14 protein-coding genes and 1 riboswitch are annotated in these 11,889 nt (G+C 49.5%); of the genes, 7 read left to right on the forward strand and 7 right to left on the reverse strand.

Annotated features, from left to right (window positions below; translation table 11 throughout):
• From H6F93_RS27540 to H6F93_RS27550, 3 genes are all read right to left on the reverse strand, one after another.
• Complete coding sequence (locus H6F93_RS27540) at positions 1-240, reverse strand: 2Fe-2S iron-sulfur cluster-binding protein (protein WP_190687892.1); 240 nt, start codon at positions 238-240, stop codon at positions 1-3.
• 16 nt (positions 241-256) lie between these two features.
• A complete protein-coding gene (gene cobQ, locus H6F93_RS27545; RefSeq protein ID WP_190687896.1) occupies positions 257-1,756 on the reverse strand; it encodes a cobyric acid synthase CobQ in 1,500 nt (499 codons plus the stop codon).
• A gap of 195 nt (positions 1,757-1,951) precedes the next feature.
• Entirely contained in the window at positions 1,952-2,371 is a 420-nt protein-coding gene (locus tag H6F93_RS27550; protein ID WP_190687898.1) for an Npun_F0494 family protein, read from the reverse strand.
• A gap of 414 nt (positions 2,372-2,785) precedes the next feature.
• Positions 2,786-2,916: riboswitch (guanidine-I (ykkC/yxkD leader) on the forward strand.
• A gap of 117 nt (positions 2,917-3,033) precedes the next feature.
• On the opposite strand from H6F93_RS27550, the gene H6F93_RS27555 reads away from it, so the two are divergent.
• The 6 genes from H6F93_RS27555 to H6F93_RS27580 all read left to right on the forward strand — a co-directional run bounded on the left by H6F93_RS27555 (position 3,034) and on the right by H6F93_RS27580 (position 8,524).
• A complete protein-coding gene (locus tag H6F93_RS27555; RefSeq protein WP_190687901.1) occupies positions 3,034-4,224 on the forward strand; it encodes an agmatinase family protein in 1,191 nt (396 codons plus the stop codon).
• Positions 4,225-4,263: 39 nt separating this feature from the next.
• Positions 4,264-4,644 (forward strand): hydrogenase maturation nickel metallochaperone HypA, encoded by a 381-nt coding sequence (gene hypA, locus H6F93_RS27560; RefSeq protein ID WP_190687903.1) that lies wholly within the window; start codon positions 4,264-4,266, stop codon positions 4,642-4,644.
• On the forward strand, positions 4,628-5,338 hold the full coding sequence (hypB, locus tag H6F93_RS27565; protein ID WP_190687905.1) for a hydrogenase nickel incorporation protein HypB: 711 nt from the start codon (positions 4,628-4,630) through the stop codon (positions 5,336-5,338). Before hypA ends, hypB begins: the two co-directional genes overlap by 17 nt.
• 202 nt (positions 5,339-5,540) lie before the next feature.
• On the forward strand, positions 5,541-6,578 hold the full coding sequence (locus H6F93_RS27570) for an ABC transporter substrate-binding protein (protein ID WP_190687907.1): 1,038 nt from the start codon (positions 5,541-5,543) through the stop codon (positions 6,576-6,578).
• A gap of 136 nt (positions 6,579-6,714) precedes the next feature.
• On the forward strand, positions 6,715-7,572 hold the full coding sequence (locus H6F93_RS27575; RefSeq protein WP_190687910.1) for an ABC transporter permease: 858 nt from the start codon (positions 6,715-6,717) through the stop codon (positions 7,570-7,572).
• 172 nt (positions 7,573-7,744) lie between these two features.
• A complete protein-coding gene (locus H6F93_RS27580; protein ID WP_190687913.1) occupies positions 7,745-8,524 on the forward strand; it encodes an ABC transporter ATP-binding protein in 780 nt (259 codons plus the stop codon).
• Between the two features lie 25 nt (positions 8,525-8,549).
• Here the strand turns inward: H6F93_RS27580 and H6F93_RS27585 are convergent, their stop codons facing one another.
• Positions 8,550-8,828: a hypothetical protein gene (locus H6F93_RS27585; RefSeq protein WP_190688148.1), complete on the reverse strand. Its 279-nt coding sequence runs from the start codon at positions 8,826-8,828 to the stop codon at positions 8,550-8,552.
• Between the two features lie 285 nt (positions 8,829-9,113).
• Between H6F93_RS27585 and H6F93_RS27590 the strand changes: the two genes are divergently transcribed.
• Entirely contained in the window at positions 9,114-9,551 is a 438-nt protein-coding gene (locus H6F93_RS27590) for a peroxiredoxin (protein WP_190687917.1), read from the forward strand.
• 67 nt (positions 9,552-9,618) lie between these two features.
• Here the strand turns inward: H6F93_RS27590 and H6F93_RS27595 are convergent, their stop codons facing one another.
• From H6F93_RS27595 to H6F93_RS27605, 3 genes are all read right to left on the reverse strand, one after another.
• Entirely contained in the window at positions 9,619-9,963 is a 345-nt protein-coding gene (locus H6F93_RS27595) for an ArsR/SmtB family transcription factor (protein ID WP_190687920.1), read from the reverse strand.
• Between the two features lie 42 nt (positions 9,964-10,005).
• Positions 10,006-10,917, reverse strand: a complete 912-nt coding sequence (locus H6F93_RS27600) for a metallophosphoesterase (RefSeq protein WP_190687923.1) — start codon at positions 10,915-10,917, stop codon at positions 10,006-10,008.
• 133 nt (positions 10,918-11,050) lie between these two features.
• Positions 11,051-11,740, reverse strand: coding sequence for a response regulator transcription factor (locus H6F93_RS27605; RefSeq protein ID WP_190687928.1), 690 nt, complete (start codon positions 11,738-11,740; stop codon positions 11,051-11,053).
• Between the last annotated feature and the right edge of the window lie 149 nt (positions 11,741-11,889).

The following is an 11,889-nucleotide window of genomic DNA, read 5'->3' on the forward strand; positions in this document are numbered from 1 at the left end:
TTACCAGCTTGGATCAACAAACAAATTGATCGTAAGCTGCGGCTGACCAGACGGCACAGCAGTAATACAGGCACAAATCGTATCACCGCCTTCTACTTCTACTTCACAGGCATGGCAGGAACCCATCAGGCAGCCTGTAGGAATAGTCAGACCTGCCCGATCTGCCACTTGCAGCAACGGTTCTCCTACCTCAGCTTCAACAGAGACATCGTCGGGCAAAAACCGAATCAGAACGCTCATAACACAACCCTGAAATTTATTTGCCCAGGTAGGGCATGATCGGCGTTAAGTCGATGTAGGACTCAACCACGTCAGCAAGGGAGTCTAACATGGCTTCCCGCTGTTCTCGATAGTTGGAGATGCCAGTCGGCAGCGATTTCAGCCCTCGCTGTTGACGCAAACGATTCAACCAGGCACGTCGCCAGGGTCCGTTGTCAAAAATGCCGTGCAGATAGGCTCCCCAAATTGATTGGGTTGAATCAACTACACCCAAATTCACATCATCAAACAAGGGTTTGAAAGAAGCCCCTTCATTGTCAGGAGATTCAACGTCTAGTAAGTGGCTGCGTCCCTGATGAATCTCGTAGCCTGTGACGGGTAGACCTGTCTGAGGAAAGTTAGACGTGACTAGGCGTTGGCGCGCAACCTTCTGCCCTGTAATCACCGTTTTTAAGGGCAGCAGTCCTAACCCTTTGTATCGACCTTCTTGCCCTTCGATACCTTCTGGATCAGCCAACATTCTGCCCATCATCTGGAAACCACCGCAGATTCCCATAACGGTGCCTCCGGCAGCAGCGTAGTTTTGAATCGCTTCAGCCATGCCTGTACGCTGCATCATGATGAGGTCAGCGATCGTCGTTTTGGAACCGGGAAGAATGACGGCATCGGGGTAGCCCAGTGAATCCTTCAAGCCGATATATCGGACTGAGACGCTGGGTTCTGACTCTAGTGGGTCAAAATCGGTAAAGTTAGAAATTCGGGGCAGCCGAATCACCGCAATGTTGATTTCGCTACTAGCAGGACTAGCATTCCGCTCAAGCAGGGAAAGAGAGTCTTCTGCCGGAAAGGCATGATCGAGCCAGGGAACGACCCCCACAACAGGAACTCCGGTACGCTCTTCTAACCAGGTAATGCCCGATTGCAGGAGCGATCGCTGTCCTCGAAACTTGTTGATGATAATTCCTTTAACCAGCGATCGCTCTTCTGGCTCCAGCAGCTCCAGGGTACCGACGATATGAGCAAAAACGCCGCCACGCTCAATGTCAGCAATGAGTAGAGTAGGCGCATCGAGATGACGAGCCACACGCATGTTGGTCAGGTCACGATGCTTCAGGTTAATTTCGGCAGGGCTACCGGCCCCTTCACAGATGACCAGGTCAAACTCTTCTCCCAGGCGCGCCAGGGATTCTTCGATCGCCTGCCAGCCCGGTTCAAAGTACTGTTCATAATAATCAGCCGCACCGACCCTGCCTACGACTCTGCCCTTCAGCACGACCTGAGAAGTCATGTCGCCCTGAGGCTTGAGCAAAATTGGGTTCATCTCCACCCGAGGAGTAACCCCAGCAGCCCATGCTTGCACTGCTTGAGCATGACCAATTTCGCCACCGCTTGCAGTGACGTAAGCATTGAGCGCCATATTCTGGCCTTTGAATGGAGCAACTCGCCAACCTCGGCGACACAAAATTCGACATAGCGCCGCAGTTAGGAGCGATTTCCCAGCATGGGACGTTGTCCCGACAACCATGATGGCTTTCATGCAAAACCTCCGAGAAATCCCTGGCGATCGGGCAGATTTGCCGAACGAGGGGATGGCTGATATGAAAATGAACGTTTGGACGCTTTACGCAATCCCTCGACCAGTCATTATATTCGAGATATTTTTTTGAGCCAGGTTTGAGCCAGTTTCGAGCCAGTTGAACTGGTTCGGAAATACTTAAGCGATTTGGGGCAGCTATCGTATCCAGTCTGGTAGGCGAACCCAACGATTCCAAGCATTCTGTAAGCGATCGAGTAGGCTCGGTGCAGGTAGATGTTCACCCTTGTGCTGCCACTTTTCAACCAGTTGCCGACCCAGTGGCGTCAGTCGAAAGCTGTCTGTTAAGCCCTGTCCGTCTACCTCTCTTCGCAGCAATCCAGTTTGAATCAGCCAAAGTAAATCATTTTCTGCCACTAATTCGGGCAGGGAGCGACGGGTATAGCGGTTTTGGATGCCGGATTGTCCGGCGATCGCCTTTAACCCAACACTCTCCTGACGCATCGTAGCGAACAGATGGAGTTGAAAGGGCGCACACCGCACCGCCCGCTCTGCCCGCTCAACTGCGCGACGGGAGTATCGAATCGACGGGGCACTGCTGGATTGAATTGGGGTCATTAGCAACTGTTGAGGCTGGTTAGGTGAGGCTGGTCAAAAGAAAGCAGCGCAAGGCTAAGCAAAGCTAAAAATTTACATTCTTGTCTATCTTATGCTGTTTTTTTGGGGCGATCGCACGCCATCAGGCTTTAGCAGCAGTTTATGAGTAAGTCGGAAGCCGTCAGGGGAAGACAAAAATTAAGAGATTTGATCGATCCTGACGTTCTTTAGTAGCATCTATGACATTTTTTATTTAGTTCCATTGGTAACTCTTTTACTAAGCATCTGCAAGGTTTGTCAGCGAAGGGATAACAACACTCTATTGGGCGTTCGAGCCACTTTGCTTCGAATCTTGAACAGAGGCGGTCTAGTTTGGAAACCGAATTTTGACGGGTTCTTTACTAAGGTTCCCTCTGCTGAAGCTAGTAGAAACAATTAGGTCGCTTCTAGGGTTCCGGTTCAGGTCCTACGATTTGAGTGTCTGGTCCGAGAGAAGCCAGCTAGCCATTGCAACCATTTAGATGGAAGGTGAGCTAGCCACACGGCGGGATAAAAGCCCGGGAGAAGCAGTCTAATGGCTGAGACTGTCTCCTGGGCTTTGCCTTGCAGTTCAATCGAACTCAAGCGAGTTTCCCAGGTCAGTCAAAGAATTAGCATAATTCAACGATTTCTGGGTGACTTACATGACTGATGATCCTCTCTTTCAAAATCCATCTAACGGACATCAACCCCAAACAGAGGCTCAATATGCTCTAGAACGGGAAACTCATTTGCCCATGACTGGGTGGCAGCAAGAAGTCGCTAGAGGGCTGGAGTTTGGGCTAGAAGCGGCTGAAAGCATTCGCGATCGCTCCATTCCCACCTTTTCTCGCGGCGAACTGCCTCACTATGCAGGTATCAATACCTTTCTGAAAGCGCCCTATGTAGAAGACGTACGAAAGGTCGGGGAATATGATGTGGCGATCATCGGTGTGCCGCACGATTCGGGCACGACTTACCGTCCTGGCACCCGCTTTGGACCCCAGGGAATTCGCCGCATTTCTGCGCTTTACACTCCCTATAACTTTGAGCTAGGCATCGACCTACGCGAACAAATTACGCTTTGCGATGTTGGCGATATTTTTACCATTCCAGCCAATAACGAGAAGTCGTTTGACCAGATTTCCAAAGGAGTCGCTCACGTCTTCAGTTCTGGTGCATTTCCAATCATTCTGGGTGGAGACCACTCGATTGGCTTTCCGACTGTACGCGGGGTTTGTCGGCATCTAGGTGACAAAAAAGTAGGGATCATTCACTTCGATCGCCACGTGGATACTCAGGAAACCGACTTAGACGAGCGGATGCACACCTGCCCCTGGTTTCACGCCACCAATATGAAAAATGCTCCTGCCAAAAATTTGGTGCAGCTTGGTATCGGCGGTTGGCAGGTACCGCGTCAGGGTGTGAAAGTATGTCGCGATCGCGCCACTAACATCCTCACCGTTACTGACATCGTTGAACGGGGCTTGGATGCTGCGGTTGACTTTGCTCTAGAACGCGCCCTAGATGGCACCGATTGCGTCTATATCAGCTTCGACATTGACTGCATTGACGCAGGCTTTGTCCCTGGCACAGGTTGGCCAGAGCCCGGTGGACTGATGCCCCGCGAAGCACTCTACCTGCTTGGCAAGATTGTCGAAAAAGCTCCAGTTTGTGGGCTGGAAGTGGTTGAAGTCTCACCTCCCTACGACATCAGCGATATTACTTCATTAATGGCAACACGGGTCATCTGCGACACAATGGCGCACCTGGTGCTGTCGGGACAACTGCCGCGATCGCAAAAACCTGCCTACATTCATCCCGAAGCTCAACCCGAACTTGTTGAGTGGAGCTAGAGGAATGGAGAACGAGAGGCAAATTTTGGACTTTTTGCTATGCATGAAACGGATATGACAAAGGCACTGATTTTAACAGTGCGAGATTGGTGGGAAGCGCAGCCAGAACGCCCCCAAATTTCTCATGTGCATCTTACTGTCGGTCAGTTTACCTGTGTGGAACCTGTTAGCTTGCAGTTCGCTTTTGAAGTGCAAACCCGAAACACGTTTCTAGGAGCCGCCAAACTGGTCATTCAAGAAACGCCCTTGATTGCCTTTTGTCACCATTGCCAGCAGGAATATCGCCCTGAAATCGGCGTTCAATATGCTTGCCCTGAATGTCGATCGCCCATGGAAGACATTCGCTCAGGGCGAGAGCTAAAAATTGACCGAATCGAATACTGTTCTGACTCTGCGGAAAGTTATGCATCAAACCTTTGACGCGGCCCTGGGAATTAACCTGCTCCACGCGAACCAGGAAGGAGCCGACCACAATCGTGCTCATTTTGACGCATGGGGAATTACCTGTCTCAACATCATGAGCAGTCCCGGCGCAGGTAAGACTGTGCTGTTAGAAAAAACCCTGTCAGCCTTAAATCAAAAGCTAAAAATCGCCGTGATTGAAGGCGATATGACAACAGAATTAGATGCCGATCGCCTGCGCCAATATAACGTTCCTGTGATCGCAATCAACACTGGACGTTCCTGCCATCTGGATTCCAAAATGGTAGCGGGTGGACTGCATCAGCTAGAGCATCAATATAATCCTTCTGACTTTGATTTGGTGTTAGTTGAAAATGTTGGAAACCTGGTTTGTCCTGCCGAATTTGAAGTCGGAGAACATGCCAAGGTTGCCCTTTTAAGCATTACTGAAGGAGAAGACAAACCGCTGAAATATCCGGTGATGTTTCAAGAAGCAGATTGCTTACTCATTACCAAAATGGACTTAGCCCCTTATTTAGAGATTGACATAGACCGAATCATTTCCAACGTCTGTCAGATGAATCCAAATGCAACAATCATTCCCGTTTCTGCCAAAACCGGAGAAGGATTAGCTGTTTGGTTTGACTGGCTACAGTCACAAGTTCCTTCGGCTCAAACGACTTCTAAAACGCAAAACTTGACACCTGTATAAGTTGGATTGAAACATGAAACCCAACAGGTCTAAATCCTTGCTTGATTCAAAGTCTGTTGGGTTTCTTAAACTCTACCCAGCCTACAGTTTGGTGAATCTACATTGGGTGAATCTCCAACTGAAAATAGTTCAAGTTTATTAAAGCCATCAGCAAAGTTATCGCTATTCATTCACTAACCAACCTGTTCTAAAGGAGCCTGAATTGAGAATTCGCAAGCTGTTATCTTGGGGAGTTGCTTTTCTGTTTGGTTTAGTCGTTGTAGTAAGCTGTGCACCCAATCCTGGCACGGATTCTGCAACCCCTGGTACGGATACTGCTGCTGAGCCTGTCGTTATGGGCTTCAGCGCTTGGCCCGGTTGGATTCCCTGGCAGGTAGCTGATGAGGAAAGGTTGTTTGAGCAAAACAATGTCAACGTTGAACTGACGTGGTTTGACGGCTATCTCGATTCAATTAATGCCCTAGCCTCTGGACAGCTTGACGCAAATACTCAGACGCTTAATGACACGATTAGCTCAGTAGCTGCTGGCTCCGATCAGGTGATTGTTCTAGTCAACGACAACTCGACTGGCAATGACATGATTATCGCCAGCGAGGAAATTAACTCTGTTGAAGACCTGCGCGGCAAACGAGTTGCAGCAGAAGAGGGCACGGTTGACCATTTCCTGCTGTTGTTGGGTCTAAAAGATGCTGGCATGACTCAGGCTGATATCGATTTTCAGCCTTTAGAGACTGGGGCAGCAGCGGCGGCTTTTGCGGCAGGTCAGTTAGACGCAGTTGGAGTGTTTGCCCCATTCACCACTCAGGCTCTAGAACGTCCGGGAAGCAAACCACTGTTTACTTCAGCAGATTATCCGGGTTCAATTCCCGATCACCTAGTTGTGACTCGTCAAATGATTGATGAGCGTCCCGAAGACGTTCAGGCGCTAGTTAACACCTGGTTTGCCACGCTGGAATTCATTGAAGGCAATCAGGACAAGGCATTCGACACCATGTCGAAGCGGGCAGGCGTGACTGTTGATGAGTACAAAGAATACGACCAGGGCACAACCATCTTCAGTATTGAGGACAACCTCAAGGCTTTTGAAGCAGGTTCAGATATGTCTTCTTTGCCCTATGCTGCTGAACAAATTAGCCAATTCCTGGTAGAAAGCGAGTTGGTTCAAGAAGCTCCTGACGTAAGTAACATCTTTGACGATCGGTTTGTCAAAGCTTACGCAGAACAGGCAGGGAAGGGATAAAGAATTGGAAGGTTAGGTAGCAGGTAGGAATTGGGTTTAGGCAACCTCTTACCTCCTACCCATCATTTGATGATTTAGGTAGGTCATGTTGCTTGCAAAAGCACAGGCAATTTAAGGCAGTTTTGAGGCAAAGCAAATGAGCCAATCTAGCGAGTTTATAGGGAACGAAAATGTTTCTGATGAGCCCAGAATGTTGCCGCCTACTGTGTTTTGGCGAATTGCGGAAGATATTCCTAAGAACTTGTCCTGGACGCTGATCGTTTTGTCGATCACTGTACCGATCGCCCTTTGGTGGATGGTTTCTGAATACATCGCTGCAAACTATGAAGTATATACAATCTTTCTGCCAACTCCGTTGCGAACTCTAGCAGCACTGCAACGCCTTTGGACGGAAGGAATACTGCCCACAGACATCGCCTACAGCATGTTTCGGGTCTTTAGCGGTTTCTTCTTAGCAGCGATTATTGCTGTCCCTTTGGGTGTATTAATGGGTTCGTTTGCAAGTTGGCGATCGCTTCTGGAACCTATCATTGGCATCGTTCGCTATATGCCAGCCCCTGCCTTTATTCCCCTCCTAATTCTTTATTTTGGTTTGGGCGAAGTCCCCAAAATTCTGTTGATTTTCATTGGCACCTTATTCTTCAACACGCTGATGATTATGGATGCCGTTAAGTTTGTCCCCAAAGAATTAATCGAAACAACTTACACCTTGGGAGGGAAACGCTTACAGGTTTTACTTCAGGTGATTTTGCCTTACATCTATCCCAGCATTATTGATGCCTATCGCGTCAACATGGCTTCATCCTGGAACTTGGTGATTGTAGCAGAACTCGTTGCTGCAACCGAAGGGTTAGGCAAGCGAATTAGTATTGCTCAACGGTTCCTGAGAACGGATGAAATTTTTGCTGGGTTAATTGTGATTGGTTTGATTGGTCTGGCAATCGACTTGCTGTTTCGACTGCTATTAAAACTCACCGGCCGCTGGGCAACTTGAAAGGCTTGAAAAGCTTATTCCCCTATGAGGGCGTAGCGTTCGGGCGAGAATTCTTGGTTTGTTTCAAGGGCTATCTGCCGAATGCTGCACCCCTACATCTGCTTCAATTTCTAACTTCTAACTTTTAACTGCTAACGGGTTTCTGCTACTCACACTTACCTCACTCACAGCTATGTACCTTGAAGTTGCTCAACTCCACAAACAGTTTAAGACTCGAAATAGTCCGATTGTTGCACTCAAAGACATTAATTTGCACATTGAGGAGGGCGAATTTGTTTGCGCGGTGGGTGCGTCGGGTTCTGGTAAATCTACCCTGCTGCGGCTGATTGCTGGGTTGGAAACGCCAACAGCGGGCGAGGTGCGGGTAGACGGAGTGCGGGTGACAGGTCCAGGCGCAGATCGAGGCATGGTATTTCAGAATTACACGCTTTATCCCTGGATGACCGTTGCCAAGAATGTTGGCTTTGGGCTGAAGTTGCAGGGCATGTCTGAGAAGGAACGCAGACAGCGCGTGTCTTACTATCTGGACGTGGTAGGACTATCGCAATTTTCCAACGCTTTACCCAAAGAGCTATCTGGCGGCATGAAGCAGCGGGTGGCGATCGCCCGCGCTCTTGCCTCTCAGCCCAAAATTTTGCTGATGGACGAACCCTTTGGAGCGCTGGATGTGCAAACCAAAGAAACGATGCAGCAATTTTTGCTTCAAGTGTGGGAGCGTACCCGCACCAGCATTTTCATGATTACTCACGATGTTGAAGAGGCCGTTTTTCTGTCGCAACGCATCTACGTTTTGACTTCACGCCCCGGCACTATTTTGCGTGAGGTTGTGCTGGACTTGCCGAGGCAGCGGGACTACCACATTAAGCGCCAGCCTAAATTTCAGGACTATAAGGAGGAAATCATGGGGCTGCTGCGCGGCGAAGCGGTCGAGGCAATGGTAGCAGGAGGATAGTCCTATCCGCTCCAATCGGTTCCAATCAGTCCCAAGTAGCGCAAAACTGGTTCTCATGCAGCAAGACTTCGCCGTGATCGGGAACCCAGGCTAGCCAGCGATCGGCCGATTGCTGACAAAGCAAAAGCGCCTCATCAAAGCTAAAGGGGTTGGGAAGTTCTAATAGCTGCACCCAGGTAGAGGCTTGAAACTCGGTCTGGGGAACTTCTGGATGCGGAACTGTTTGCCAGTCGCAGGCGATTTTGGGAAGATTACACCAGCGGGACTGGGTGTCGTATTCTACTGGGCAAAAGTCTAACTTCATATCGTGTCTCTCAATCAGGAAAAATAAGCCAATCAGGAAAAATAAGCGACCTTGTGCTTCAAAGTCATCTCGCCGTCAGCAATTCCTCAAGATCGTTTCGGAAATAGAACTGTGGCTAAGTTGATATAAACAGAAAATATTCTGTATCAGTTACTACAAAAATACAGAATATTGGCTGCTGATATCAAGCAGTTGTCGCACATCTTTACGCAAGAGGGGCGATCGCCACACCAAAATTGCAGTTACAATCTGTAACGAACAATGCAAAAGCAGGAAATAGAACCCATGCCTTTATCAGTTGGCACAACGGCTCCCGCCTTTACCGTCAAAGACACCAACGGCAATACGGTTTCACTCTCCGACTACGCTGGCAAAACCGTCATTCTGTATTTCTATCCCAAGGACGACACGCCAGGTTGCACTAAAGAGGCCTGTGGCTTCCGGGACTACTACGCCGATTACCAGGGCAAAGACATTACCGTGTTTGGGGTGAGCATGGATGATGAAGCGTCCCACCAGAAGTTCACGGAAAAATATAGCCTTCCGTTCCCGCTCTTAGCTGATGTGGATGGCGCAATCACGAAAGCCTATGACGTGGATGGCGGCGGCTATTCCAAGCGCGTTACCTATGTCATTGGTGGCGACGGTAAAATTGCCAAGGTCTACAGCACCGTCAAAACAGACAGCCACGCTACTGACATTTTGGCTGAGCTAGCAGTCTAAGTTTGAGCTAAGTTTGACCAATCTGCCTGTAGGGGCGAACAGCCGTTCGCCCCTATCCCTTTGCTGGTTAGCGATCGCAGGAGCGGGCAGGTAAAATTTGGCTAAAACGGCGGTATTCTGACAAGTACTGCTCTAAAACCACAAATTGCGGCAGGTTGAGGCTGTAGTAAATCCAGCGCCCTTCCTGACGGGTTCGCACGAGGGCAGCTTCTTTGAGCGTCTTCAGGTGAAAAGACAGTTTGGACTGGCTGACCCCAATGAAGTCACACAGTTCGCAAACACAAAGCTCTTGCTCTCGGAGCAAATCCAACACCTTCATCCGCAACGGATCGGAGAGGGCGTGAAAGCCAATCGTAATTAGGTCTGTTGACGGCGATACCGATAAAGAGGGTGTTGTAGAAGTGGGTTGCATCAAGCTAATCCCGAAGCTGGGTTGACTTTACTGGGTTAGGAATTAGGCAGTAGGAGAAAGCCTTCCCTTCGAGTTTAGCGGTCTGTTAGCTGTACTGGAATCTGGCTCATTCAGTGCGATCGCCTTTTCTGCCAGCGTAATCACGGTAACCTCTGGGCGACAAAACAGCCGTCCAGGCAGGTAGGTGCCTAAGCCCCGATTCACATATAGACAATTGGAGCCAACTTGATGAAAGCCCTGCGCCCATTCCCAGTGGCGCACGACTTTGTAGCAGTCTTCTCGCATGTACGGAATCCAGCGGCGCAGTCGTCTAGGGACGTGTCGCCGCACCGCTTGATACCAAGTGGGAAGTGGACCTAACCCCGGAATGACAACCTGCCCACCGTGCGTATGTCCCGAAAGCTGGAGGTCTACCCGCCAAGGCTGGAGATGAACGGTGCTATCTGGATTGTGAGACAAAACAATTCGAGGGGTAGCTGGGTCCAACCGATTCATCACAGGGGCAGGGTCAAATTCTCTCGACCACAAGTCGGCAAGCCCGACCAGCGGTAACTCTGACCCAAACGGATAGCCGATCTGATTCCACAAAACTTGAATTCCGGCTTCGACAAATGCGGTAGTAATTTCTGTTTGCGAACCCGCAGGAAAAATATCATGGTTACCCAACACCGCATAGGTGCCAGCGCTGCTGCGGAGCTGCTTTAGACGTGAGGCAAGGGTACGGGCAGGGGCTGGGTCATCGGTTACATAGTCGCCCGTCAGCACAATCAGATCAGGTTGAACGGCATTGGCGGCAGCGATCGCTTCTGCTAGTAGTTGCTCAGAGAGTCGCAAGCCATCGTAGTGCAAATCTGAAAGTTGAACCAGCTTGCAGCCCTGTAGCGGTTTTGGCAATTCGGCAATTTCAACGGTTAAATGATCAACGCTCAGCGATCCTGATAGTAACCTGTGCATAACTTAGAAGGGTTTTCTCTGGATTAGCCACCCCAGCTTATCAAAATAAAGAGAGAGGGTTGGTGAGAATGTATCGACAGAAACATAGCTGGTTTACTTAGATAAATTGGCTGGCAAAACTGACTGGCAAAACTCATACACCCGATCCGGTTTCGCGCAGTACATAGCCTACACCGCGCACAGTTTGAATCAGTCGTTTTTCACCATCGGCTTCCAGTTTGAGACGCAGGTAGCGGATGTAGACTTCAATAATGTTGGAGTCGCCCATAAAGTCATAACCCCAAACTTTTTCTAGAATGCGATCGCGCGTAATCACCTGGCGCGAGTGAGCTAGCAGATATTCCAGCAGGTCAAATTCTTTGGCGGTTAGCTCGATCAGGCGATCGCCACGAAACACTTCTCGGGTTTGACGATTGAGCAGCAAATCTGTAAAGCTCAGCACGTCTGCCTCCGTATCCTGACTGCGGCGTAAAAATGCTCTCACCCGAGCCAACAGTTCTTCAATGCTAAACGGCTTCACCACATAGTCATCGGCTCCAGCATCTAAGCCTGCAACGCGATCGTTAATCTCATCCTTGGCAGTGAGGATAATCACGGGCGCTCTGCCGCCCGTTGCCCGAATCCGCCGACAAATTTCTAGACCGCTCAGTCCAGGCAGCATCCAGTCGAGGATGATCAAATCAGGCCCAATATCTCGCGCTTTGGTCAATCCAGTTAAACCGTCATGAGCCACGGTGATGCGGTAGCCTTCGTAGCTCAGTTCTAGCTCGATGAATCGCGCCAGGTTAATTTCATCTTCAACTACTAGGATATGAGCTGTCATAGTTCTGCTGTCATAGTTCTATAGAGTTCTATGGATGGAGTTCTACGGAGTGAGAGGCATTATAAAGTCAGGGAATCCGTGAAGGGTTGAAGTTAGGGCGTACCTTAAAGCTGACTACAAGGTCTATTTTTGTGCGGAAAGCAGATAAG

The sequence above is a fragment of the Leptolyngbya sp. FACHB-671 genome, from assembly GCF_014695745.1.
In the GTDB taxonomy this organism is placed as follows: Bacteria; Cyanobacteriota; Cyanobacteriia; order Elainellales; family Elainellaceae; genus JAAUTN01.

Bases quoted from the DNA above. Each gene is read 5' to 3' on its own strand.
- H6F93_RS27555 (WP_190687901.1), top strand. From the start codon at position 3,034: ATGACTGATGATCCTCTCTTTCAAAATCCATCTAACGGACATCAACCC.
- hypA (WP_190687903.1), top strand. From the start codon at position 4,264: ATGCATGAAACGGATATGACAAAGGCACTGATTTTAACAGTGCGAGAT.
- cobQ (WP_190687896.1), bottom strand. From the start codon at position 1,756: ATGAAAGCCATCATGGTTGTCGGGACAACGTCCCATGCTGGGAAATCG.
- H6F93_RS27550 (WP_190687898.1), bottom strand. From the start codon at position 2,371: ATGACCCCAATTCAATCCAGCAGTGCCCCGTCGATTCGATACTCCCGT.
- H6F93_RS27590 (WP_190687917.1), top strand. From the start codon at position 9,114: ATGCCTTTATCAGTTGGCACAACGGCTCCCGCCTTTACCGTCAAAGAC.
- H6F93_RS27595 (WP_190687920.1), bottom strand. From the start codon at position 9,963: ATGCAACCCACTTCTACAACACCCTCTTTATCGGTATCGCCGTCAACA.
- H6F93_RS27540 (WP_190687892.1), bottom strand. From the start codon at position 240: ATGAGCGTTCTGATTCGGTTTTTGCCCGACGATGTCTCTGTTGAAGCT.
- H6F93_RS27605 (WP_190687928.1), bottom strand. From the start codon at position 11,740: ATGACAGCTCATATCCTAGTAGTTGAAGATGAAATTAACCTGGCGCGA.
- H6F93_RS27580 (WP_190687913.1), top strand. From the start codon at position 7,745: ATGTACCTTGAAGTTGCTCAACTCCACAAACAGTTTAAGACTCGAAAT.
- H6F93_RS27600 (WP_190687923.1), bottom strand. From the start codon at position 10,917: ATGCACAGGTTACTATCAGGATCGCTGAGCGTTGATCATTTAACCGTT.
- hypB (WP_190687905.1), top strand. From the start codon at position 4,628: ATGCATCAAACCTTTGACGCGGCCCTGGGAATTAACCTGCTCCACGCG.
- H6F93_RS27585 (WP_190688148.1), bottom strand. From the start codon at position 8,828: ATGAAGTTAGACTTTTGCCCAGTAGAATACGACACCCAGTCCCGCTGG.
- H6F93_RS27575 (WP_190687910.1), top strand. From the start codon at position 6,715: ATGAGCCAATCTAGCGAGTTTATAGGGAACGAAAATGTTTCTGATGAG.